19 protein-coding genes and 1 pseudogene are annotated in these 24,718 nt (G+C 55.7%); 6 read left to right on the top strand and 14 right to left on the bottom strand.

The genetic code is table 11. From position 1 onward, the window contains the following. The first annotated feature begins 411 nt into the window (after window positions 1–411). The 3 genes from B7364_RS10420 to mazG all read left to right on the top strand — a co-directional run bounded on the left by B7364_RS10420 (window position 412) and on the right by mazG (window position 3,344). Complete coding sequence (locus B7364_RS10420; RefSeq protein WP_085339968.1) at window positions 412–1,038, top strand: glutathione peroxidase; 627 nt, start codon at window positions 412–414, stop codon at window positions 1,036–1,038. Window positions 1,039–1,140: 102 nt separating this feature from the next. After that, entirely contained in the window at window positions 1,141–2,523 is a 1,383-nt protein-coding gene (locus tag B7364_RS10415; RefSeq protein ID WP_085339967.1) for an MFS transporter, read from the top strand. Window positions 2,524–2,543: 20 nt separating this feature from the next. Beyond that, window positions 2,544–3,344 carry a nucleoside triphosphate pyrophosphohydrolase gene (gene mazG / locus B7364_RS10410; protein ID WP_085339966.1) on the top strand — a complete coding sequence of 267 codons (801 nt, stop codon included), beginning with the start codon at window positions 2,544–2,546 and terminating at the stop codon, window positions 3,342–3,344. Here the strand turns inward: mazG and hflX are convergent. The 7 genes from hflX to B7364_RS10375 form a co-directional block, all read right to left on the bottom strand. Next, window positions 3,282–4,652 (bottom strand): GTPase HflX, encoded by a 1,371-nt coding sequence (gene hflX / locus B7364_RS10405; RefSeq protein WP_085339965.1) that lies wholly within the window; start codon window positions 4,650–4,652, stop codon window positions 3,282–3,284. The two genes, mazG and hflX, sit on opposite strands and share 63 nt — an antisense overlap. Before the next feature lie 88 nt (window positions 4,653–4,740). Next, window positions 4,741–4,989 carry an RNA chaperone Hfq gene (hfq, locus tag B7364_RS10400; protein ID WP_085339964.1) on the bottom strand — a complete coding sequence of 83 codons (249 nt, stop codon included), beginning with the start codon at window positions 4,987–4,989 and terminating at the stop codon, window positions 4,741–4,743. Window positions 4,990–5,083: 94 nt separating this feature from the next. Continuing rightward, the gene (locus tag B7364_RS10395; protein WP_085339963.1) at window positions 5,084–5,947 is read right to left on the bottom strand and encodes a D-amino-acid transaminase; all 864 of its coding nucleotides are present in this window, start codon (window positions 5,945–5,947) and stop codon (window positions 5,084–5,086) included. A gap of 2 nt (window positions 5,948–5,949) precedes the next feature. Then, the gene (ntrX, locus tag B7364_RS10390; protein ID WP_085339962.1) at window positions 5,950–7,341 is read right to left on the bottom strand and encodes a nitrogen assimilation response regulator NtrX; all 1,392 of its coding nucleotides are present in this window, start codon (window positions 7,339–7,341) and stop codon (window positions 5,950–5,952) included. After that, window positions 7,331–9,595 (bottom strand): sensor histidine kinase NtrY-like, encoded by a 2,265-nt coding sequence (locus tag B7364_RS10385; RefSeq protein ID WP_085339961.1) that lies wholly within the window; start codon window positions 9,593–9,595, stop codon window positions 7,331–7,333. The genes ntrX and B7364_RS10385 overlap by 11 nt, the downstream gene beginning before the upstream one ends. A gap of 49 nt (window positions 9,596–9,644) precedes the next feature. Then, window positions 9,645–11,060, bottom strand: a complete 1,416-nt coding sequence (locus tag B7364_RS10380; RefSeq protein ID WP_085339960.1) for a sigma 54-interacting transcriptional regulator — start codon at window positions 11,058–11,060, stop codon at window positions 9,645–9,647. 9 nt (window positions 11,061–11,069) lie between these two features. Further along, entirely contained in the window at window positions 11,070–12,227 is a 1,158-nt protein-coding gene (locus tag B7364_RS10375; RefSeq protein ID WP_232780877.1) for a two-component system sensor histidine kinase NtrB, read from the bottom strand. Between the two features lie 240 nt (window positions 12,228–12,467). Here B7364_RS10375 and ispF point away from each other — a divergent pair, with 240 nt between their 5' ends. Together ispF and B7364_RS10365 are read left to right on the top strand one after the other, a co-directional pair. Next, on the top strand, window positions 12,468–13,697 hold the full coding sequence (gene ispF / locus B7364_RS10370) for a 2-C-methyl-D-erythritol 2,4-cyclodiphosphate synthase (RefSeq protein ID WP_232780876.1): 1,230 nt from the start codon (window positions 12,468–12,470) through the stop codon (window positions 13,695–13,697). A 16-nt stretch (window positions 13,698–13,713) separates the two neighbouring features. After that, window positions 13,714–14,208, top strand: coding sequence for a CinA family protein (locus tag B7364_RS10365; protein ID WP_198534193.1), 495 nt, complete (start codon window positions 13,714–13,716; stop codon window positions 14,206–14,208). 42 nt (window positions 14,209–14,250) lie between these two features. Here B7364_RS10365 and B7364_RS10360 read toward each other — a convergent pair whose 3' ends face one another. The 5 genes from B7364_RS10360 to B7364_RS10340 form a co-directional block, all read right to left on the bottom strand. Continuing rightward, window positions 14,251–16,551: a fused MFS/spermidine synthase gene (locus B7364_RS10360; RefSeq protein ID WP_085339956.1), complete on the bottom strand. Its 2,301-nt coding sequence runs from the start codon at window positions 16,549–16,551 to the stop codon at window positions 14,251–14,253. 27 nt (window positions 16,552–16,578) lie between these two features. Continuing rightward, a complete protein-coding gene (locus tag B7364_RS10355; RefSeq protein WP_157893637.1) occupies window positions 16,579–17,031 on the bottom strand; it encodes a type II toxin-antitoxin system RatA family toxin in 453 nt (150 codons plus the stop codon). Continuing rightward, window positions 17,028–17,993 (bottom strand): lipoyl synthase, encoded by a 966-nt coding sequence (gene lipA / locus B7364_RS10350; protein WP_085339954.1) that lies wholly within the window; start codon window positions 17,991–17,993, stop codon window positions 17,028–17,030. The genes B7364_RS10355 and lipA overlap by 4 nt, the downstream gene beginning before the upstream one ends. A 75-nt stretch (window positions 17,994–18,068) precedes the next feature. Further along, on the bottom strand, window positions 18,069–18,566 hold the full coding sequence (locus B7364_RS10345; RefSeq protein ID WP_085339953.1) for a DUF6702 family protein: 498 nt from the start codon (window positions 18,564–18,566) through the stop codon (window positions 18,069–18,071). A 1-nt stretch (window position 18,567) separates the two neighbouring features. Continuing rightward, on the bottom strand, window positions 18,568–21,018 hold the full coding sequence (locus tag B7364_RS10340; protein WP_085339952.1) for a M1 family metallopeptidase: 2,451 nt from the start codon (window positions 21,016–21,018) through the stop codon (window positions 18,568–18,570). 238 nt (window positions 21,019–21,256) lie between these two features. Here B7364_RS10340 and B7364_RS10335 point away from each other — a divergent pair. Continuing rightward, a pseudogene (locus tag B7364_RS10335) lies at window positions 21,257–22,378 on the top strand (AMP-binding protein); the annotation flags it as partial. Between the two features lie 473 nt (window positions 22,379–22,851). Here the strand turns inward: B7364_RS10335 and ribB are convergent. Beyond that, complete coding sequence (gene ribB / locus B7364_RS10330) at window positions 22,852–24,147, bottom strand: 3,4-dihydroxy-2-butanone-4-phosphate synthase (protein WP_232780875.1); 1,296 nt, start codon at window positions 24,145–24,147, stop codon at window positions 22,852–22,854. A 143-nt stretch (window positions 24,148–24,290) separates the two neighbouring features. Further along, window positions 24,291–24,614: a hypothetical protein gene (locus tag B7364_RS10325; protein WP_085339950.1), complete on the bottom strand. Its 324-nt coding sequence runs from the start codon at window positions 24,612–24,614 to the stop codon at window positions 24,291–24,293. Between the last annotated feature and the right edge of the window lie 104 nt (window positions 24,615–24,718).

Raw genomic sequence — 24,718 nt, 5'->3', positions numbered from 1 at the left:
AAACTTAGAAACGGGAACTCGCACTTCGCCTAGAATCTACAGTGTGGTGTGCTTTCATGGATGCGGTCTGACCACCCCCTTTGGTGAGCTTGGTCACCGGTTTCAAAACTGGCAGCATCTATTCTCCTTGAAAAGGTATACGTGAACTTGCCTGGTTGTCGCCGTCTTGATGGTGGTGATGGGTGCGGTTTGGCTTTTAGACCAGTCTTTGCCCTGAATTGTTCTTGTCTGCGTCGCCGGGCGGCTTATCTTACTTCGGCATGATGTCGCCGATAAGAAGGCTTGCTGTTTTGCTAGCTGGCCAAAAGATGCGAGCGTTCTCCGCGTTAGCTTGGAGTTCGTAAATCATTTTTGTGGTCTGGCGCTTTTGCGTTGGCTAGGTTGGTAGAGCTGCAAAAGGGAGCATAACTGATGACTAAGAAGGCCCTATTCTCTGTTACCGCTGCCACCAGCGTCCTGGCACTTGTCGCTCTTGCAGTTTCAGGTCAAGCTGCTTCACAGAAACCCCAAGCAGCGCCCAAAACGGCACCTGCACCAACGAAGGCAACCCCTATGTCGTCACCTGAACGATTTGATGGTCTCATGGGCGGGCAAATTAATCTCGCCGATTATCGGGGGAAAGTCGTACTCGTAGTCAATACCGCCTCACAATGCGGATATACTGGGCAATATGCAGGCCTCGAAACCCTATGGAAATCAAGGCAGCGCGAAGGTCTCGTGATTGTTGGCGTGCCTTCCAATGACTTCGGCGGCCAAGAACCCGGTAGCGCTGCTGAGATCAAGAAATTTTGCGAACTCAATTATGGCGTCACCTTCCCCATGACGGCCAAATATATGGTTCGAGGCCCCAATGCGCATCCATTTTATCGCAATGTTTTAAATGTGTTAGGACCGAAAGCTGAGCCGAAATGGAATTTCCATAAGATCCTAATTGGCAAGGATGGGCGTCCTGTTGCAGCCTTCCCGTCCGCTGTGACGCCTCAATCGGCAGAGCTTTCGACCGCCATTACAAATGCGCTTGGAAAAACCGTCAAGTAACATGAGTGGTTCCAATCCCTTAGCTAGGGGCTTGGCGTTTTGCCCAAAGGGTGACAAAATCAAAACTAGGAGCCCGAAGCAATACGGGCCGACGGAGGAAGTATGGCAATCGATCCAGCACAGCCCGCTCAAACGGGTTCAAAAGTCGCGTTGTCTCGTATTCTTGCTTTCTCCGCACCCAGCCTGCCCCTTGCGGCCTTAGGTCTACCCCTCGTCGTTCAATTGCCGCCTCATTATGCGAGCTATGTCGGCCTAGAAATTGGCATAGTCGGCCTTCTTTTCATGGTGGCGCGCATCCTCGACATTGGGGTTGATGTGGGGATTGGCCTTGCTATGGACCAAACGCGCACACGGATTGGCCGATTCTCGCCATGGCTTGTGATGTCTATCCCGGTCATTATGGTGGGCTCATATTTCCTCTTCATGGCCAAACCCGGGGCCGATGCCGCCTATTTAGCCTTCTGGCTGTTCTTTACCTATGTTGGCTTTTCCATGGGCTCTCTCTCGCAGATGTCGCTTGGCGCGACTTTGAGCGACAATTATTATGAGAGGTCGCGCGTTTTTGTGTTCTGGCAGGCGGGCAATGTGGTGGGCATGTTGCTGGTTCTGATGATCCCTGTTCTGACCCATTCGCAGGGCGGAACTGCTGCAGATGGCGTACAAGGCATGGGCTGGTTCATCGTCGTCCTAATGCCCATCACCGCCCTCATCGCGGCGGTCTTTGCGAAGGAAGAAGCACCTAAGGCCAAGGCTAAGAAAACAAATCTAAAGGATGTCATTTCCTTATTTAAATCCGATGCCTGTCGTCGTTTGTTGATTTGTGATCTTCTGTTGATGTTTGGCTCGGGTGTGACCGGAGGTTTGTTTCTTTTCTATTTTGACGCGGTCAAGGGCTTTGGAGGTTTGGCAGCGGCCTTGTTGCTGATCTATTTCATTGCAGGTCTTATCGGGGCCCCGATCTGGACCATGATTGCCCGGCGCTGGGGCAAGCATGTTTCCCTGTTGTGCGCCTGCATCTACACGGCGGTCAGCTTGCCTTTTGTCATGCTATTGCCGGAGGGCAACTTCATTGCGACAGCTGCCGGTATGGCGGTTGCGGGGATTGTTTATACCTCCGGCGCCTATCTCCTCCGCGCCATGATGGCCGATATTGGGGATGAAGACTTGGTACAAACCGGGCAAGATCGCACGGGGCTTCTTTATGCTTTGGTGACGCTGACGGGCAAGGCAGGCTATGCCTTGGCAGTTGGAGTTACCTATATTGGCCTTGGCCTTTTCGGCTTCAATTCCAAGCTGGGCGGCGAGAATACGCCCGAGGCTTTGGCTGGCCTAACCTTCTTATTCATTGGCTTGCCAGTTATCGTCAATCTGATTGGGGCCCTGCTGTTGGTCAAATATCCCATCGATGCCAAGCGCCAGGCAGAGCTTCAAGCCGCTATTGCGGCCAAGCGTGACATGGAACAGCAAGCCTCTCAGGCAGCCTAGAATCGCACCATACAGGGGTGATGACCCATCCTAGCCCTATTGACCGCCTCCTCACGATTATGGCTGCCTTGCGCACCCCAAGGACAGGCTGTCCTTGGGACCTTGAGCAAAACTTTGCCACCATCGCACCCTACACGATCGAAGAAGCCTATGAAGTCGCCGACGCGATAGCCCAAGGCAATTTGGTTGCGTTGAAGGAGGAGTTGGGCGACCTTTTGTTTCAAGTGGTGTTTCACGCCCGCATGGCCGAAGAACAAGGGGCTTTTGCCTTCGAGGATGTCGTCCAAGGCCTGTCAGACAAAATGGAGGCGCGTCACCCGCATGTTTTTGGCACCCGCCAGATTGAGACCGCCGAACAACAAACCCAGAATTGGGAAGTGATGAAGTCGAAAGAGCGCGCCGCCAAACAGGCCAATGATCTGAGTCTCCTCGCCGACATTCCCTTGGCCCTGCCCGCTCTCATGCGAGCTGAAAAACTCACCAAGCGTGCTGCCCGCGTTGGCTTTGATTGGCCCAGTCTCGAGGAAGTTTTTGCCAAGCTAACCGAAGAGATTGACGAAACCCGCGAGGCTGTTATCGAGGGCGATCAGGCCCATATTGAAGAGGAGATTGGCGACGTTTTATTTGTGCTGGCCAATCTTGCGCGCAAGGCGAAAGTTGACCCTGAGGTTGCGCTCCGCGCTGCCAATGCCAAGTTTGAGCGTCGCTTCCGCTGGATCGAAGAGGCCCTGAGGCAGGAGGGAAAGAGCCCTGAAACCTCAAGCCTCGAGGAAATGGACGGGCTCTGGAACCTCGCCAAGCGCCACGAACGGAACCTCTGAGAGGATTTGCGGCCATTGCGCCACAAAACGGGCCGCATCATCGGCGGTCAAGCGCACTTTCAGATGGGTAAAGCCCTGTTCGTCGGTTTCCTCGTGGCGGACAGCCCCTTTGCGGAACAACCAAGCCCGTGCCGCGCCTTGATCTGGGCCAATGACAAGCTCCAGCGGGCGGGTATCCAGCGCCAGTTCGGAATCAATCAAGGCAAAGAGATCTTTAACCCCTTCCCCGGTCAAGGCTGAGACACAAATGCCTTGGGCCGTGCCATTAAGGCCTGAAGCAGCAGCTCGTGCCCGGACATAGGCGGCACCGGCCTCATCCAAGCAGTCAATCTTATTCCAAGCCTCAATCAAGGGCGGCTTGCTTTCATGGTCCGACAGCACACGGTCGAGCACCAATTCCACATCCCGCCGCTGATTATCGCTTTCAGCATGGGCGATGTCGCGAACATGGACCAGAAGATCTGCCTGGGCCACTTCTTCCAGCGTAGCCCGAAAGGCTGCCACCAATTCGGTTGGCAAATCGGTGATAAAGCCCACGGTATCAGACAAGATCACGTCTCTACCAGTCGGGGTACGCACCGCGCGCAAGGTCGTATCCAAGGTGGCAAAGGGCATGTCTTTGGCCAAGACGTCGGCGGATGCGGCACGATTAAACAAAGTGGACTTACCCGCATTGGTATAACCAACCAAAGCGATGACAGGGTAAGGCACGCGCTTGCGGCTTGCCCGCTGCAATGCCCGCGTCCGCTTGACCTCTTCCAGCTCCTTCTTGAGCTTCAGGATTTTGTCGGCAATCATCCGACGATCGAGCTCGATTTGCCGCTCCCCTGGCCCGCCTGTCTTCCCGGTACCCCCACGTTGGCGCTCCAAGTGGGTCCAAGTCTTGACCAAGCGGGACTTCTCATAGCTGAGGCGCGCCAATTCGACTTGCAAGCGCCCTTCCCGCGTTCGTGCGCGCCGGGCAAAAATCTCAAGGATGAGGCCGGTGCGATCGACCACTTTAACCTGCAGCTCTTTTTCAAGATTGCGCTGCTGTACAGGCGACATTTGGTCATCGAGAATTAGAACATCGACTTTCAGCTCTTCACACTGGGCTTTGAGCTCCTCAATCTTGCCTGTCCCGAAATAGGCACCAGGGCGCACTTGGCGCAGAAGCTCAAGCCGCCCATCGGCCACGTCAAGGCCAAGGGCTTCCGCAAGCCCACAGGCCTCAATCAGGCGCAAATCAGGGTCACGACTGGCCGCAGCGTCGCTTCGAAGAGGGTGGATGACCAAGGCCCGCTGTACGGGCGCCTGCCGATCGATCAAATGCGATTATCCTAGCTCTGTTGCACAACTACAGACCATCTGTAGCCGCACCAGCATGATCCATGAGACCAATAATGACAAGAAAGCCCTAGTCGAGGTCTGCTGGGTCGCCCTCAAACATCTGAACCGGCGCGCCGGGCATAATGGTCGAGATGGCATGTTTATACACCAATTGGACCTGACCATCGCGGCGTAGCAACACACAAAAATTGTCAAACCAAGTGACAACGCCTTGAAGTTTCACCCCATTCACCAGAAAGATGGTCAGCGGCGTGCGCGACTTCCGGACCGCGTTTAAAAATGTATCCTGCAGATTCTGTTTTTTGTCGGCAGACATTGTAAGCCCTGTCTTTTTTTGGGTAACGCACTTCGCTACCTGAGTCTCTCATTAGGCAGTCCTTCTTGGAAATTTCAATCCAGAAGAGTGTTGTCTAAGGCTTTTTTACTGATGTTTGTTGCGAAAGATAGGTTTCCCGCAGTTTTCGTGCAATTGGACCGGGCGCACCCTCACCGATTTTCTCACCATCAATGCCGATAACGGGGGTCACGAAGCTTGTGGCAGAAGTAATGAAGGCTTCGCGCGCTTGGAGGGCCTCATCGCGTGAAAAGGCCTTTTCTTCAAAGGCAAAGCCCAAAGCCTGTGCGGTCTTGATGATGGTATCACGGGTAATCCCACGCAAAATGGCATGGGTTGCCGGACGTGTTCTTAAAGTTCCGGTTGAGTCGACAATCCAAGCGTTTTGAGCGGTACCCTCGGTAACCATGCCAGAGCCATCGATAAACCAGGCATCTTGAAAGCCTGCTTCTAAGGCAGCTTGTTTCGCCAACACATTGGGCAGGAGATTGACAGTTTTGATATCTACCCGCCCCCAGCGATTGTCTGGACGCGTTTGCACCTGAATGCCTTTGGCCGCGCGCGCATCGGCTTGGGCCATATTCATGGGTCTGGCGGTCAAGATGATGCTCGGCCTAGAATGGGCAGGAAATGGATGGTCACGGCGGGCAACACCACGTGAAATCTGGAGATAAACTAAGCCATCTTTCAATTTGTTGCGCGTCATCAATTCGCGCACAACGATCATCAGGCTCTGGTCTGCCCTAGGCGCTTTGATCTGCAAAGCGGCCAGAGATCGCGCCAGCCGGGCCAGATGACCTTCGCTATCGAATAATATGCCGTTACGGACGGCCCAGACTTCATAGACTGCATCACCAAATTGTAATCCGCGATCTTCCACATGGACTGAGGCGTCCCCATGGCGCACAAATTGGCCATCGACATAAGCAATTCTTGGCACGCCTAACCCTCCAAGTCGAAGCCGCGCGTGCCTTCAACACCGAGACTTTTGAGTTTGCGGTGCAAAGCGGACCGCTCCATGCCGATGAAGGAGGCAGTTCGCGAAATATTGCCACCAAAGCGCGTGATCTGGGCTGCCAGATATTCCCGCTCGAACAATTCGCGGGCTTCTCGCAAGGGTAAGGACACCAATTGGTGCAAGCCGGTGCGATCTGCCAATTCGCCAACCCCTACCCCGTCGAGGGCTAAGGCAGCCGCATCAATGGGTTCACTTGGATCGCCGGCGGCAAGGATCAACATGCGCTCCACCAAGTTACGAAGCTCGCGCACATTTCCCGGCCAACTGGCTGCCTGCATTGCAGCCAAGGCTTCCGGGCCGAAATGGCGCTGGGCCACACCATTGGCCTCGGCAACCCGCTTGGAGAAATGCTCAACCAAGCGCGGCACATCATCGCGGCGTTCGGCTAAGGCAGGCGAACGGATCGGCACCACATTAAGTCGGTGGAACAAATCCTCCCGGAAGCGCCCGGAACTGATCGCTTCGCGCAGATCGCGGGCGGTTGAAGAAATAACCCGCACATTGACGGACACATCGCTGCTACCGCCTAAGCGTCGGAAGCGTTGCTCTACCAAAACCCGCAAAATCTTGGATTGGGTCTCCATCGGCATTTCGGCGACTTCGTCCAGAAGCAAAGTTCCATTATGGGCATGTTCAAACACCCCAATCTTGGTTGGGCGGCCCTCGCTAGTTTCTTCGCCAAACAGCTCTGATTCCATGCGCTCCGGCGCGATAGCCGCCGCCGAAATCACCACGAAGGGGCCGTCTGCGCGTTGCGAGCCCGCATGCAGGGCCCGAGCGATGACTTCCTTGCCTGAGCCAGACGGACCCGTAATCAGCACCCGGCTGTTCATCGGGGCGATTTTCTCAATGGCTGCGCGCAATTGCAGCATGACAGTGCTTTCGCCGATCAGTTCATCGCCCGCCACCGCACGCGCCCGCAATGCCATGTTTTCACGTCGCAAACGTGCACTTTCTAAGGCCCGACTGATAATCAGGATCAAGCGATCAGACTTGAAGGGCTTTTCAATGAAATCAAATGCGCCCCGCTTTAACGCGCTGACGGCAGTTTCAATCGTGCCATGGCCCGAGATTAGCACGATGGGAATCGTCGGGTCGATGCCTTGCACAACGGAGAGGATCTCCAGACCGTCGAGACGGCTGCCCTGCAACCAAACATCCAGCACAACAAGATCAGGACGACGCGTGCGGAACGCGTCCAAAGCCCCGTCTGAATCAGCGGCATAGCGGACCACATAGCCTTCATCTTCTAAAATGCCGCCAACCAAATCGCGAATATCGGCTTCATCATCAACGATGAGAATTTCAGCTGCCATGGGGAGACTCCGAGCTTACGTGCTCTTGTGAGGGGGTATGGGGAGTAGTGGATGCCGTCTCAGCCCCACAGATGGGCAGGTTCATCAAAACCCGCGCCCCTGTCTGGCCATCTTGGCGGTCGGCAAGTTCAAGTTTACCGCCATGTTCTTCCATCACACGCGCAACAATGGCGAGGCCCAGCCCCGTGCCTTTGGCGCGTGTTGTCATATAGGGTTCAAGCAAGCGGCGGCGATCATGGACGGGAAAGCCAATGCCATTATCAATGACTTCGACCCAGGCCATTTTGCCGTTCAGATGCAAGCTCACCTCAATTTGGCCAGCCAGCTCGGAATCATCGCGCGCACGCCGGGTCGCAATCCCCTCTCCTGCATTTTTTAAAATATTGGCAAAGGCTTGGATCAAGAGGCGCGTATCCATCGACACCAGAACAGGCTCAGGCGGCAGCGTGCTGATTACTTCAATGTCAGGGCTTGCGATGCGCTGGGCAAAGACCGCTTGGCGTAGCGCCTCGCTCAAATCATCAACGGCAAACTTAGGCGACGGCATGCGCGCATAGCTTGAGAACTCGTCCACCATGCGTCCGATATCGGTCACTTGGCGCACAATCGTGTCGGTCATGCGGATGAAGACGTCGCGATCAGTGGTGATGACATCGCCATATTTACGCTTGAGGCGTTCGGCCGACAATTGGATGGGCGTCAGTGGGTTTTTGATCTCATGGGCGATCCGGCGCGCCACATCTTTCCATGCCGCTTGACGTTGCGCTGCCAGAAGCCCCGACACATCGTCAAAGGTCACAACCAAATCGTCACCCGCATAGGCAGCCCGCACGTCAAACAAGAGCGTTTCCGCACCTACCAAGCGCTCTGCTTGTCCCTGAGCCGGGTGAAGCGGTCGGGCACTTGAAACAATGGCCATGAATTCGGGGGCAATGACCGAGAAGTCTTGCCCTTCGAGGCGGTTGTCTTGCGTTTGGAGCAAGCGGCCAGCAGAACCATTGGCGGCGCGTACGCAATTGGTCGTGTCTAGACTGACCACACCAGCCGAGACACCTTCCAGAACGGCACCAATAAAGGCAGAGCGTGTTTCAGCATATTCGGCGGCCTCTTCCAGCGCTCGGCGCTGAAATTGCAATTCGCCCGTCATTTTGTTGAACGTGGTCGCCAAGGCAGAGATTTCATCGCCCCCGCCGACTTGGGCAACCCGCGCACTCATATCCCCTGCGCGCACCCGCTCCGCCGCATCGGCCAAAAGGCCGATTGGCCCGCTAATCCGCCCCGCCGAGACAAGCCCCAGCCAAACAGATCCAATCAAAACCAATAAGACGATTTCAAGATACGCAAGTGCAAACAAGAGCCGCAGCAGGCCTTGGCGCTCTTCAATCACTTGATAGGCATAGACCGCATTCTTGGCCTTTTCAAACAAAGCCAATTGGCCAGGCTCTGGCAGCCGGACGACCGCCAGATAGGAATTTGAAAAGGCGTCGAGCCGATACAGCGCCCGCACCACAGCCGATGGGTCGATATTGATCGAGACATCACCTGCCTGCGCGGTCGCAAAATCGCCCGCATCCGGCATAATGAATTCCGGTACGCCCTGGGGTCGCTGGGCCTGCGCGAGTTTTGTTCCTTGGGCATTGAGAACATATGCGGCCACAAAGCCGCGTCGATCCGCCTGCAAGGCCAGATAATCGCGATAAGCTTGCGGATTGGCCTTCAGTTGAATGGCAGACGCATTCAGGTCGACGGCCATAGCCGCGATATCAATTTTGGTGGCCTCGGCGGTCTTGTCGACCGACTGATTGCCCAAAATGCGTGTGGCTTGTACTGCCTCGCGAACTTGCTCAGAGAACCATGCTTGCACGCCTTGGCCAATCGTGAGGGCCGAAAAAAGCGCAATCAGAATGACAGGGATCACCCCATTGGCGGCAAACAATAGCACAAAGCGTAGGTGCAGGCGGGCGCCGGTTTGCGCCTTTTCCCCGGCCTTGCGCAACGCCAAAACCAAACTGCCAACGCGGATCGACAAATAAGCGATCAACAGACCACTAATGACCAGAAGTGCTAAAATCCACGCACTGGCCGGCCCCACAATGTCGCCGCCGGAAACCGCAAACAACAGCCCAATAAAGGTCAGAACAATGGCGGCCACATAGGCACCCATATCCGTGACAGAAATATGAGCAGCATTGGATAAGACCGGGCCACGGGCACTGATCGGACTGGGATGCGAGACCGGCTGTTGTGAGCTCATGTGCCCTGAAAAGCACAATTGTGTCTAAAACGCAACAGTCCCGTCTGTGTTAGGCTTTCCCGCGCCCAACATCAATATCCAACAAGGCCAAGCGCTTGCGCAATGTGTTGCGATTAAGCCCCAAGATATCAGCAGCCTTAATTTGATTCCCCCGTGTTTCCCGCAAGGTCAATTCAAACAAGGGCCGCTCGACGGCGGCAATCACGCTCTCATGCAAATCGGTCATGGACTTACCCGACGCCGAAGCTTGGGCGATGAGCTTAGAAATTGCGGTCCGCGCGACGGTCTCAAGATCATCGTCTTGACCGACATGGCCGGTCACGATGGGTTGGCTCCGCTCTCGGAACAACTCACGCCGGATGGTGTCGGCACCAATCACTGGATCAGGGCTTAATGCCGCGATGCGTCGCATCACATTTTCTAACTCACGCACATTGCCGGGCCATGACCAGGTTTCAAGTTCATCGGCCCCTGATTTGTCGAGCGCCTTTTCCCCTAAGCCGTCCTTGGTCGCGCGCGCCAGAAATGCCCGGGCGAGGTCAGGCACATCGCTCATCCGCTCTCGCAAGGGAGGCACACTGATCGTAATCACATTCAGGCGATAATACAGGTCTTCCCGGAAGGTGCCGTTCATCACCAGACCCTTGAGCTCGCGGTCACTGGCTGCCACCAGTCGCACATCGCCTAGGGCCGACTTTGGGCCACTGGTATCGGCCAAAATGCGCGCCAATCGGGCTTGGGTTGGCAGAGGTGCATCAGCTAGACCGTCGAGAAAGAGGGTTCCGCCGGCGGCTTGGGCAAACAAGCCCACGCCATTGTGGCCTTCAATGGCTTGATCAAGACTGCGTGGATCAAGTGCCGCCAAGCTCAAAGTCACAAATGGGCCGGACTTGCGCCTGCCATATTCATGCAAGACGCGCGCGACCAGCTTCTTCCCGACGCCAGACTCGCCCTCGATCAGAACAGTCAGGTCAAAACCTGCCGCACGCGACAGGGTTCGGTAAACTTCCTGCATTGGCAAGGAGCGGCCAATCAGGGGCAGGCGCTCTTCTTTTTCGGCCTTTCGCTGTTGATTGGACGCATTGAAGTCCTTTTTGCCTTCCAGCGCACGCCGCACCAAGCCCACCATCACATCGAGATCAAACGGCTTGGGCAGATATTCATAAGCGCCATGCTCAGCAGCGGATACCGCCGTCAGCAAGGTATTTTGGGCGCTCATCACAATGATCGGTAGTTTTGGGCGCTCCATGCGCATACGGGGCAAGTAATCGAACAAATTGCCATCGGGCATCATCACATCGGTAAGGACGAGGTCCCCCTCACCTTCCTTAATCCATTTCCACAAGGTTGCGGCATTGCCCGTTGCGCGAACCTGATAGCCTTCGCGGGCTAAAGCCTGGGACAAGACCAAGCGGATTGACGCATCATCGTCGGCAATCAACACATTACGCCCAGCAACACTCATTCTTTTGTCCTATTTGTTTTTGCTGGTTTGCAGACCAGATCTTTGGGTGGAGAGCGGCAAACGAACCCGAAACACGGTCCGCCCTGGTTCAGACTCAAAGTCGACCACGCCGCCATGTGCGTTCACAATCTTTTGGACCAAGGGCAGGCCAAGGCCTCCGCTGGCGGGTTTGGTTGAAACAAAGGGTTCAAACAAACAATCTTTGACGTCTTCGGCGACGCCACGGCCATTATCATAAAAGGCAATTTCTAGCGGCAGATCGCGCGCTTCCCCTGAAGGGGTGCGCATGCGTACCCCGTGTCGATAGGCGGTCGCCAGAATGATCTCTGCCCCCTCTGGCCGCGACTGCGCTGCCTCGGCTGCATTTTTGGCGAGGTTCAAGAACACTTGGATCAGCTGATCCTCGTCCCCCAACGCATCGGGCAAAGAGGGGTCAAAGCGGCGTTTCACGCTGATTTCGCGGGCAAAGCCATTTTCAGCGAGGGTTGCAACCCGCTCAAGCGAGGCATGCACATTGACCGGGGCAAATTCGATAGGGGGATCGGCGCCAAAGCTTTCCATGCGATCAATCAAGCGCCGAACCCGATCGGTCTCTTCCACAATCAGATTGACGAGCTCTAGCTCAGAAGGATCTGCATCACGCAATAAGAGCTGGGCCGCACCACGAATGCCGGCTAAGGGGTTTTTCACTTCATGTGCCAAAGTCCGGCCTAAAGCGGCCATCGAACGGGCCCCAGCCATATCCTGCATGCGCTCTGATAAATCGCGCCCGCGTCCCTTAGGTCGCACCACTAAAGCGATAAAGCCGCCATCCTCACTGGGAGAGGCTGTGATGTCACAGGAAAAATCCCCAAAGCTTGGGCCGCGCAAAGTCATGTCTCGCCCGCTGACCGGGGAGCCTGAGACCCGTGCCCGCTCAATCAAGTCGTGAATTGGACTATCTTCGCTAAATAGGCCCAAAATGCCATTTGCCTTGATGCTGCGAACCGACTTCAGGAAGATATCTTGGGCAGCGCCATTGGCCAAAATAATCTGCCCACCCCCCTCGACGCCCAAGGCAGGCAGCGGCAGCGCTTCTAAGAAGGCAGCGGCAATTTGGCCTTCACGGTCGGTTGGCAGACCGGGGACGAAATCAACCGAGAGCGAGGAGTTGTTCAGGCGGTCCAAAACAGGCATTTCCAATTGGTTAGAGCATGATGCTTACATAAATGGCAGACTACGTCAAAACAGCAGGTCATATTAAGGTTATTGCAAATTTTTTCATCATATTCCGCCTAATTTTTGTTCGGTTTTGTGAATTTGCCGGCTCTCATCCGCTCCGTGGTCAAAACGAACAGGATCGCCAACTTCGCCCCACAGCAGGTAAAGCCGCTGGAGTGTCAGACTCAAACTGGCTAAGATTGCGCCATGGACCCTCTCCAATCTCCATCCCCTATGGCCGTTGCGATTCTCGTTGCGGGCGGAACCGGAACGCGGGCGAAGCAGGCTGCTTCGACGGCTGGTTCGAGCGGGCAAATCGACCTGCCCAAGCAATTTCAGCCCCTGGGTGGAAAGCCGATCCTGCGGTGGAGCTTAGAAGCCTTCAGCCGCGACCTGCGATTTGGAGCGATTGTGGTTGTTTGCGCGCCGGAGATGCGCGATCGGGTTTTGGCTTGCGCGGGGTCGATCCAGATCCAGCTAGCCGATGCGGGGCAGACGCGGACGCAATCGGTCGCTAGCGGCTTGCAAGCTGCAGCAGCTATCGGCGGATCGTTTTGCTTCATTCATGATGCTGCTCGGCCGGGTTTGAGCCAGTCTGTGTTGGACCACCTATTTCTGGTGCTTGAAGCAGGCGCAGACGGTGCCGCGCCCGGCCTTCCAATGGCAGACGCCCTTTGGGTTGCCCCCGATGGCCTCGTGCAACAGGCCCAAGCCCGCGACGGCTTGGTCCGTATCCAAACCCCACAAGCTTTTCAGTCCAAGATTATCCAAGCCGCTTATGCCGCCCTGCCCGCCGATCAAGTTCCACTTGATGATGTGGCCGTAGCCAAAGCTTATGGGGCAAATGTGCGTGTGGTGGCTGGGAGCCCGCGCCTCGATAAAATTACGTGGCCTGAGGATTTTGACCGTATGACGCGCCTACTCGCCCCACAACTCCTGCCCCGCATCGGCTCTGGCTTTGACGCGCACCGGTTTGCCGAAGGGACTTTTGTGACCTTGTGTGGCGTGGAGGTCCCTCATTCCCATAGGCTGGCAGGCCATTCAGATGCCGATGTGGCGTGGCATTGTTTGGCGGATGCGATTTATGGTGCCTTGTCGGCTGGTGATATTGGTAAGCATTTCCCGCCCACGGACCCGCAATGGCGGGGTGCAGCCTCAAGCATTTTTTTGGCCCATGCTGGCGAGATGGTGCGGGCAGCCGGTGGCAGCATCAATCATATCGACCTCACCATCATTTGTGAGCGGCCCAAGATCGGGCCCCACCGCGAAGCCATGGTTCAAAAAACCGCTAATCTCTTGGGCCTGCGAGAGACCCAAGTTTCTGTCAAAGCCACCACGACCGAAGGCATGGGCTTTACCGGACGTGCCGAGGGCATAGCCGCCCAAGCCACTGCTACCATCCTACTGCCCGCCGATTTTGGCACTGCTCTAACTTAGGATCGCATTCATGTCGATTTTCCCCCAAGACCTCGTCATGGCAGCCCGGCTGGTGATCGGGGACGCTGAAGCGCGCGGCATTAAAATCACTACTGCTGAAAGTTGTACCGGCGGTTTAGTCGCGGCTCTTTTAACCGAGATTGCAGGCTCTTCTGCTGTGTTTGAGCGTGGCTTTGTGGTCTATTCCAATCGCGCCAAAGAAGAGATGCTGCATGTGCCGGGCGACCTTTTGGCAGATTTTGGCGCGGTCTCAGAGCCCGTCGCCCGGGCTTTGGCTGAAGGTGCGCTGCATGAAAGCCGGGCAAATCTCAGCATAGCGATCACCGGTATTGCAGGCCCTGGCGGCGGCACGGGGATGAAGCCTGTCGGCCTCGTCCATTTTGCCAGCGCCCGCGAAAACCGCTCCATCCGGCATGAAGAGCATTTGTTTGGCGATATTGGCCGCGAAAAAGTACGGCTGGAAGCCGTTCGCGTCGCGCTACGCATGTTGCAGGACGGGCTGGAAGCTTAAGACGGTGCCTTGCTCCCTGCTTCTGGGGCGCGGACACACCCCTCACTCATCCGGCATGATGGCCCGCAGGATATCGGTGTGGTCATCGGTCCAGGGCTTTGGCTCTTTGCGGGGCATCATCAATTGCCACATCGGCAGTGCATAGCCCTGCAAGCGCTCGGGGGTTTTGGCGATGACGACCACGCGGACGCTGGTGTCAGCATTGGGATTATCGGCTGCCCCATCGCGATTACCTTCCATCGCCGCATAGCCTAGCTTATGGGCGGCGTCGGCCACAATCGTGCCAAGGTCAAGATAGCGGTTGGAGATATGAACGATCATAATGCCATCGGGTGCCATCTTTTTCATGAAGGAGCCAATGGCTTCTTGCGTGATCATGTGGGTTGGGATGGCATCAGAAGAAAATGCGTCAACCAACAGAATATCAAACCAATTATCGGGTTGGTTTTGCATCTGCAGGCGTGCATCCCCCAAGATAATCTCGGCATCGGGTGCACAGCGGTTTAAGAATCCGACCAGATTGGGGTCCGTCGCGGCACGCACCACATCTTGATCGATTTCAAACACTTTCCACTTCTGGCCAGGCTTGGCATAACACGTGGTGGAGCCCATGCCGAGACCAATCACGCCTGCGTGCAAATCGGTTGGTTTGGCGTTGGTGGCTTCTTCAAACAAGGTCCCAATCGGTGTCTCGCGGAAGTAATAGGACATGGGCTCGCGGTTACGATTGGGGTCCAAGCTCATGACCCCATGTAGCGTGGTCCCGTGCGAGAGATAGCGCCAACCGGTGGGGGCTTCACCACTATCTTCGATCTCAAGCACGCCAAAGAAGCTACGCTCGCGGAATTGTACCCCATCTCCATCTTCGGTTAGCACAGGCAGTAACAGCGCTATCCCGCCAATAGCGGCAACAATGGGGGCCGAACGCGACGCCATTAAGGCGGCTAGAGCAAGAATGGAACATAGGATCGCACCGGCAAACTCCGGCCGGTCGATCAACAAGAGGTCGCGCCAGAAGGGTGAGAAAGTTCCCTCAGCTTCCCCTTTGATTGGGAAGTTTTCATCCAACCACAAGAATGCGTCAAAAGAATTCTGATAAAGCGCTGCCACGCCAAGCGCGATAGCAACCGCGGGCAAAGCCCATTTCAAATTGGCTCGGTGCCACGGTGCCACGGCCAACGCGGCCACCAAGGCCAAATGGTATTCGATTGTGGTGTTCAAAAGGATGGGTGCCAATAGCGCGGTTGCCGCCCCACCTAAAACCCCGCCAAGCGACATCCAGAGGTAAAACTCCGTCAGCCGCGCGGGCTCTGGCCGTCGTACGGCAAGCTCTAAATGGCAACACAGCACCACAATGAAAAAGGCTGCCAAATGGATCAACAGGCCATTGAGCCCCCCGTCCGTATTAGAGGCCATCGCGGCGGCGAGCAGAAACACCACCATGAATTTGAGCGGCCCGGCCCCTTCTGCAATCTTGTCGCCAAGAGCTGAAAACGCGATGACGAAGGTCAATAGGAACAGGGCAAGGGGCGGTATCCACAAAAGCGGTACCGAGGCGACATCGGTGGTTAGATGGGTCGTCACGGCAACTAGAAGTGCTGACGGCGGGGCGGCAAAGGCGACCCAAGTCAGGCGCTCAAGCCAGGTTGTCTGACGCAGAGCCGTTTCTTTTGGCGCTTGGCTGTCAGCCGGCACCGCATAAACGGAGACAATGAGTGCGATCATCAGGATGACATAGCCAATCGCCCAAATGACCGACTGAAGCTTTGCCCCAATCATCGGCTCAATCAGAAAAGGGAAAGCGGCAAGAGCTGCAAAGCTGCCAAGGTTAGAGGCCGCATAAAGTCGATAAGGGTCAACCGCATCGCCTAGGCGGGCGCGCCAAGCTTGGATTAAGGGCGCGGTTGCTGAAATCGCAATGATCGGCCCGCCAAGGGATAAGAGGAGCGCCCCTAAAGTCCAACCGATCGGGCTTTCCACATTGGGGGAGCCGACTAAGCCTGAGACCTGGATTGGCAAGAACAAAAGCCCAACGACCAGCACGCTGGTATGGACAATCAATTGCTGCCGCGGCCGTAAATGGGTAGCGATCAGATGGGCATACAGATAACCGATCAACAGCGCGCCTTGATAAAAGACGAGGGCCGTATTCCAAACCGCCGGCGTACCCCCCATCATTGGGGTCAGCATTTTTGCAAACAGCGGCTGGAGCGTAAACAAAAGCGCTGCCGACAAGAAGGTGGTGGCAGGATAGAGCCAAGCGACCGACTTCATCAGCGGCGAAGGCGCGACAGGCACTGGCGTTGGCGCTGGATCTTGGTCATTTAAAACCGCATCGGTCACGCAGCACCCTCCTTCTAAAAGCCTTGCCTAACCGATTAGCGCGTAGCGCCTTTTGGCCTCTTCTGTGAAGGCCATAATCAGCTTGGAAACAGCTTTATCCATATTGGCGCGGAGAAGTTCGGCCAAAAATGGTTCAGAAAACTCAAAATCCAAGCTTAAATCAACCAAAGTGCCGGACTCGCTGTCCCGAAACCCCCAGACACATTTCAGTGAGCGAAACGGGCCTTGGATCAATCGGGTTGTGACCGTGCGCGCCTTTTCATCCACATCAACATGGGTCGAAAATTGCGCCCGAAAAGCCTTATAGCCAACAACGGCTTCGCCAACAAAATAGCGCCCGTGCGGCGTTTGTTTGAGTTGGGAGATTCGAGACGCTTTAACCCAGGGCAAAAAGCGCGAATAGGCGGGAACATCGCTCACCAGCGACAAAAGATCATCTGGCGCAAAGGGCAAGAGTTCGATGGTCTCAAACCGGCTCACGATCCGATCTGATCCTCAAGCGCCACGCGGGCCGCTTTCAGACGCGCAAAATCTTCCCCCGCATGATGGCTGGAGCGGGTGAGCGGGGAAGCCGACACAATCAAGAACCCCTTGGACAAGGCAATCGTCTCATAGGCCTCAAACTCTTGCGGGGTGACAAAGCGGTCCACCGGGGCGTGTTTGCGGGTTGGCTGCAGATATTGGCCAATGGTGAGGAAATCGACGCCGGCAGAGCGCATGTCATCCATCACCTGCATCACTTCTTCTTTGGTCTCGCCCAGACCGACCATCAGGCCAGACTTGGTAAACTGGCGGGAGTCGCGCTCTTTCACCCGCTCCAACAGACGCAGCGAGGCGTAGTAGCGCGCACCGGGCCTGATAGAGAGATAGAGACGGGGCACGGTTTCCAGATTGTGGTTGAAGACATCGGGCTTGGCATCAATCACAGCTTCAGCCGCCCCCGCTTTCCGCAAAAAGTCCGGCGTTAGGATCTCGATCGTTGTTTTCGGGGTTGCCGCCCGGATAGCTTGGATCGTCGCAACAAAGTGGGAGGCCCCGCCATCGTCCAGATCATCGCGGTCAACCGAGGTGATCACCACATGTTCTAGGCCCATGGTGGCAACAGCCTTGGCGACATTGGCAGGCTCTTCAGGGTCGAGCGCGTTGGGCTTGCCAGTTTTGACATTGCAAAAGGAACACGCCCGCGTGCAGGTGTCGCCCATGATCATCATGGTCGCATGCTTCTTGCTCCAGCACTCACCAATATTGGGGCACCCCGCCTCTTCACACACGGTGACAAGGCGGTTTTCTTTGACGATGGTGCGGGTCTGTTCATAGACGTCGCCACCCGGGGCCCGCACGCGGATCCATTCGGGCTTGCGCATCACGACGCTATCAGGCCGTTTCTGCTTTTCAGGGTGGCGCGCCGCGCGCTTGGCTTGGGTGTCGATGAGCGTAACCATAGGCCTTAAATGAGACCTTTCGTGGCAAAAGGAAAGGTCCAAGTCCATCCCAATGCGCAGAGCTGATATGGGTTCTTACGGCAAAGCCATCCGCTTGGCTGGCGTGCCTGTCTGAAAGCGCGCCGAAACGGTTTTCCCTGCCCGGCGCACATTGACTTGATTGACCTGTGCCTCGGTAAAGTCCTGCAGCAAATTGGAATCGATTGTCAGGTCCCGACCGCGGTAACGCCCCGCTTCGAAATAGACATAGAGCAAATCGCCCGACAATTCAGCACCAACGAATTGAAGGGCAAGGGTCTTGCCCTGCCCGTCGCCTAAAAAAAACTGCCGCTCACAATAGGCCTTGATCGCGACTTGTCCTTCAGGCGTCTCGAAATAGCCAGCCCCCACAGGGCCAAGATCCAGCGCATGTTCGAGGTCATGGGCGTAGAGCCTGTGGGTGATCTCCAGCACCCCACTGGTCGGATTGACCTCGACCACACTTAAAGCCGCCTCAATCCGATGGGCGAAGACGGGGCTGCTCAGCAAGGCAAGTGCCAACAGCCCCCATCCGATCCCGGTAAAGCGCTTCATCCTAGCGATTAGGGCGCGCGCCCGTCGCGGCCCCTGCCCCGGTGCTTGTGCTCGCCTTTGGCGCGACAGCCGGCTTGGTCTGCAGAGAGTCTTGGCTGACCGCCAAATCATTGTCCTGCATCAAATTGCGCGGACCTTGGGCTGCCTTGAACACTTCCAAACGGGTCGGTTCGATCCGGCTCGGGAAGTAATTGTTCGACCGCTCAACATCGGCTGTTTCTTGGCGTGGGTCGAGTTCGACTTGGACAACATCTTTCGGCGTCATATAAGTCCAGTTGACCTTACGGGCATCATAGCGCCAGATTTCCGCTGGAATGGCGACGGTATCACTGGTGCCATCCTTGAATGTGAACTTCAAAATCACCGGAGACACCACGCCACCCTTGTTTTCGAGGCTCACGATATAAAAGCGGTCTTTGACATCGAGAACGGCGCGCTCTTCCGGGCTTAAGGCCGCACGGGCAGTTGCCGCGCGTGCCCTTTGGCCTTTGGTGGGGGCGAGCGGATCGGTGCGGTCATAATAATCCAGCACCGATGGGTCATTATCGGCAAAGGTCTTCATGCCCTTATTGTTGAGCTGGCCCAATTCAATCGGTTTGGCATCGCGCTCTGCAATCCGACGGGCGGATTCAATATCAGGGTTTTGGGTGTCGATTGTGCCTTCGCGGACGTTTGTCAGGCTGATGTCGACATGGTCGGTCGAATAGAACCACGCACGCCAGAACCAATCGAGATCAACGCCAGAGCTTTCCTCCATCGTACGGAAAAAGTCATAGGGCGTTGGCCGCTTAAAGCGCCAGCGAGTCGCGTATTCTTTAAAGGCGCGGTCAAAACGTGCCCGGCCAATGACGGTTTCGCGCAAGACAACCAAAGCGGTAGCCGGCTTGCCATAGGCATTATCCCCCAGACGCTGCACCGAATCCGACTGGGTCATGATGGGCACTTGGTTGCTGGAGCGCATATATTCGGTGATGTCGCGCGGATCGCCCCGGCGCGACGGATAGGCTTCTGACCATTCTTGTTCGGCCACATATTGCAAGAAGGTGTTGAGGCCTTCATCCATCCAGGTCCATTGCCGCTCGTCAGAATTGACGATCATGGGGAACCAAATATGGCCAACTTCATGGATGATTACGCTGATCAAGCCATATTTGGACCGGTCTGAATAAGTCAGATTGCCGGCATTATCTTTCTCGGGACGGGGCCCGTTAAAGGTGATCATGGGATATTCCATGCCGCCAACAGGGCCATTGACCGATTGGGCTACAGGATAGGGATAGGCAAAGGTCATGCGGCCATAAACATTGATTGTGTGCGCAATGCTCTTGGTCGAATAGGCAGACCATAGGGGATCGCCTTCCTTGGGAAAGAAGCTCATGGCCATGACATCGCTGGCCCCTGGCTGTTTCACCGCCATCGCATCCCAGATGAATTTGCGTGAACCTGCCCACGCAAAGTCGCGCACATTTTGTGCCTTAAAGCGCCAGGTCTTGGTCGTGGTGGCCTTCGCTTTTTCAGCCGCTGCCGCCTCTTGCGGCGTCACGATATAGATCGGATCGCGATAGCTGATGCGGGCCTTTGCCAAGCGCTCTTGCTGTGCGGGTGTGAGAATCTCAGTTGGGTTAATCAACTCACCGGTTGAGGAAATGGCAAAATCGCTCGGCACCGTGATGGCAACCTCATAATCACCAAATTCTAAGGTGAATTCGCCCCGACCCAAGAAGCTTTTATTGTGCCAACCCTCATAGTCAGAATAGACAGCCGCCCGCGGGAACCATTGGGCCGCAAGGAAGATACAATTGCCATCCTGATCGGCCTTGGTGAAACACTCATAGCCATTCCGGCCGCCGATCAGACGCGAGTCGCGCATCGGCAAAGTCCATTCCACGTTGAAAGAAACACTTTGACCAGGTTTTAAGGGCTCTGCCAAATCAACCCGCAACAGGGTATCGACCACGTCAAAAACAAGGCTAGTGCCCGCCGGATTGGTGACCTTGGTAATGGTAAACCCACCCTCGCTGTCGCGGATAGCTTGAGCCCGGCGAACCTGATTGAAGCTGATCCGACCTGTTTCATCCGTGGTCTGGGTGAGTTCAGCAATCGAGTTCTTCTTGACGTCATTTTGGTCCAACATCAGCCACAGATAGGTCAAGGTATCGGGCGAATTATTGGTGTAGGTGATCTCGGCCGATCCGCTGAGGGTTTTGGTGGCCTCATTCAGGCTGACATGGATCTTATAATCCACCTTTTGCTGCCAATATTTGTGGCCAGGAGCCCCAGATGCCGCGCGATACGCATTCGGCGTTGGCGCGTCTTCTGGATCCAGCTGGCGGAACTTATCTTGGAAGTCGCCCTTGGTCTGTTGGACCGCTTGCGCTGAAAGGGGCTGAGTGGCCACAACCGCACAAGAAACAGCGATCAAAAAGGCCAAGAAGATGCGATTATTTTTCATCTTTCGCTTTTGCCATGGGAGCAGGCCAAATCTCAAGTGGGGGACTGAGGTTTACGGATTCGCTCCGCCTTGTTCACCCTGTGAACACGGCAATTTGAGCGCAAACGCGCGCTCTATTGCTGAAACAAATTGCAATCTCGTGTGATGTCGTTAGCTTCGCGCCGAGTCCGGTGGTCAAAAATAGGGCGAGCAAACGCCTCAAGCCGGTAAACTTGGAAACGCATTCTAGGACCCCAGCATGCCTGTTCGCCCATATGATGTTGCCCGTACGCGGCGCACTGTTTTTGATGCCTTGCTTGAAGCCCGCGGTCGTTTTGGCGGCAAGAAGGAAATCTTGGAAGATGCTGACCGCGCGCCTCTGACTTATGATCGGCTGGTTTTAGGGTCGTTCGTTTTGGGTCGCAAGTTGGCTGCTTTGACCGAGCCGAAAGAAAATGTCGGCGTTTTGATTGCAAATTCGGTCGGCGGCATGGTCGCCTTGTTTGGTTTGATGGCTTTCGGCCGTACGCCGGCAATGTTGAACTTTACCGCTGGCGTTAAAAATATTCGTGCAGCCTGTAGCGCCGCCCAAGTGCGCACGATTTTGACGGCAAAGCGCTTTGTCGACCAAGCAAATCTGACCGGCCTCGTTCAAGAACTCCAAAAAGACTATAAGATCGTCTATTTGGAAGATGTGCGCGAAAGCTTAACGGGCTTGGATAAGGCCCGTGGCTTGCTTGATGCGACGGCCCCTTTCCTTGCTCGCGTCAAAACGGATCCCGATTCAACGGCGGTTATGCTGTTTACCTCGGGCACGGAAGGTATTCCAAAAGGCGTCGCGCTCAGCCATGCCAATCTGGTCGCCAATGTCGAACAAGTTGCCGGCCATGTGGATTTGAACCCCGAAGACATCGTCTTTAACCCCCTGCCCATCTTCCATTGCTTTGGCCTCACGGGCGGAACTTTCTTGCCGCTGCTGCAAGGCATGAAGTGCGTGTTATTCCCATCACCCTTGCAGGCAAAGAATATTGTCAAAATGGTGCGCGAAACCCAAGCGACGATCCTGTTCGGCACCGATACTTTTGTGAACCAATATGCGCGCCAAGCCGATGAAGGCGATTTAAACAGCCTGCGCTTTATCGTTTGCGGTGCAGAGCGGGTGAAGGAGGAAACCCGGCAAACCATGCTGTCGCGCTTTAATGTGCCCATCGTTGAAGGCTATGGCGCAACCGAGGCCTCACCCATTATCGCCGTCAATACGCCAGACCATAATAACCGCCCCGGCACGTGCGGGCGCTTGGTTCCAGGCATTGAATGGAAGCTTGAAAGCATACCCGGCATTGATGGTGGCGGCAGGCTCTATGTCCGGGGCCCCAATCTGATGCGTGGCTATGTTCGCGTCGATGCGCCGGGCGAAATTCAGCCCCTGCCCGGCGGCTGGCATGATACCGGCGATGTGGTGGCCATCGACAAAGACGGCTTCTTAACCATCAAGGGTCGGGTGAAGCGCTTTGCGAAAATTGGCGGCGAAATGGTGTCGCTGACAGCGGTTGAGAACTACGCAACCAGTTGTTGGCCAGATAATCTGCATGTCGCTGTTGCGGTCAATGACCCGAAAAAGGGGGAGCAAATCGTGCTTCTGACCGATTGCGATTTTGCCGAGCGCTCTGACCTTCTGGCCTGGTACAAGGCCAATGGGGCCGCCGAACTCGCCTTACCCAAGAAGATCATCAAGATCGCAGAGGTGCCTCTTTTGGGTACTGGCAAGATTGACTATGTTAACGCCCAGCGCATCGCGCAGGAAAAGCCAGAGACGGTCAGTGCCTAACTGAGCCTGGGCGGGCCAAGCCCTGCCTAGCGGCTGTCAACTTCGGAAATCTCAATGCCAAAGCCACCGAGACCGGCAAATTTGTGGGTCGAGCGGGTCAGCAATTTGATCGAATGGACGCCCAAGTCGCGCAGGATTTGGGCACCAACGCCGACTTCACGCCATGTTTGTAAGCGCCGGGTCTCTGACTCTGTTTCTTGATGCTGTTGGAACGGCACCCCGACGGTCCCGTCGCGCAAATAAACCAAAACGCCGCGGCCTTCAGTCCGGAAGGTCTCCATCGCTGCTTTGATGGCTGGGGCACCCCCAAACACATCTTTAACGACGTCGGCACGATGCAGCCGGGTTGGCACATTCTCGCCTGCGCCAATTTTGCCTACAACAAAGGCCAAGTGATGGACAGGGTCAAAGGGGGTTGCGTAGGCATAGCCCTGCACCGGCCCATTTTCGGTTTCTACGGTAAAGCTTGATACCCGCTCAACCAGCTTCTCGCGCGATTGGCGATAGGCAATCATTTCAGCGATTGAGACATGCTTCAGATTATGCTGTGCCGCAAAAGCGGCCACTTGCGGCCCCCGCATCACGGTACCATCGTCATTCATCATCTCACAAATGACGCCAACTTCGGGCAAACCTGCCATGCGGCACAAATCGACTGTAGCCTCTGTATGGCCTGTCCGCACCAAGACACCACCATCACGGGCAACAAGGGGAAACACATGGCCTGGACGGACAAAGTCTGCTGCGCCAATGTTTGGGTTAGCAAGCGCCCGACAGGTATTGGTCCGATCTTCCGCCGAAATCCCCGTTGTGGTGCCGTGGCGCACATCGACTGAGACCGTAAAGGCGGTCGACAACGGCGCATCATTATTGGCAACCATCGGGTCAAGCCGAAGTTTCCGCGCAATGTCGCGGGTTAGCGGCGCACACACAATGCCTGAGGTATGGCGCACGATAAAGGCCATCTTCTCAGGCGTGCACAAGCTCGCCGCCATAATGAGGTCACCTTCATTCTCGCGGTCGTCATCGTCGGTAACGACAATGATTTCACCCGCAGCAAAAGCCTCAATGGCGGCTTCAACGCGTGCATGGGGGGTCCGGCTGTTGAGTGGGGCTCCAATATCGACCCCGGCCCGCATCAAAATCTCGCTGGCGCTTGTCTGGAGAACCAAAGCCAAAGGTGCAGCGTGGGACGCTTTAAATTCGAGTGCCCCGGACAGGAGGCGACTGGCTGCCGAACGGTCGCGTCCAATGGCCGCGCCAATATCTTCTTGGGTTGCCCCAACTTCCTTCATGCGATTGCGAAACCAGACGACATCCATCAGCTCACCTCCAGCATTGCGCAAAAATCGCACAAATTTGTCCTTGGGTGGCTATATCGTGCGAAATTCACACGCGTCTAGTCAAGTTAGCAGTTTACTCCCAATCCCTGCCATTGGCCTTGACCGCAGGTTGGACCGTCTAATTAGGACTTGCCCGTGATGGTTTGTAGGAATTGCCAAGCCGCTTGCGACTGTTGGCGGGTTTCACTGGGCCAACCAAGATAGGCCATGCTTAGAAAGGCTACGCTCAATCCAACCAAAGTCATAAAGCTGGCAAATCCTGTCGACGATTGGGCTTCTAACTCATATTTGCGCCGCATGACCGGATCATAGTCTATTCTGTGCACCTTTTGCTTGCGCTCGGACATGTAATGGAGCGCAATAATCAGTCCGGCAGGGCAAGTAATGGCTGCCAAGTTCAACATGGAAACCATCTCTTTCAACGTATAGAGCAAGTCGTAAAACATGGTCGCCTCCTCGAGGAAGCGCCATTTTACGAGAAATCCACAAATTTAGGGTTATCAATCACACTAGAGCGCTTCCCGTTTAATAAGCATCATAGCCACAGCTT

This window comes from Aquidulcibacter paucihalophilus (genome assembly GCF_002105465.1).
GTDB lineage: Bacteria > Pseudomonadota > Alphaproteobacteria > Caulobacterales > Aquidulcibacteraceae > Aquidulcibacter > Aquidulcibacter paucihalophilus.
The sequence above is the reverse complement of the archived record's forward strand: the minus strand, read 5'-3'. Positions and strand labels throughout refer to the sequence as shown.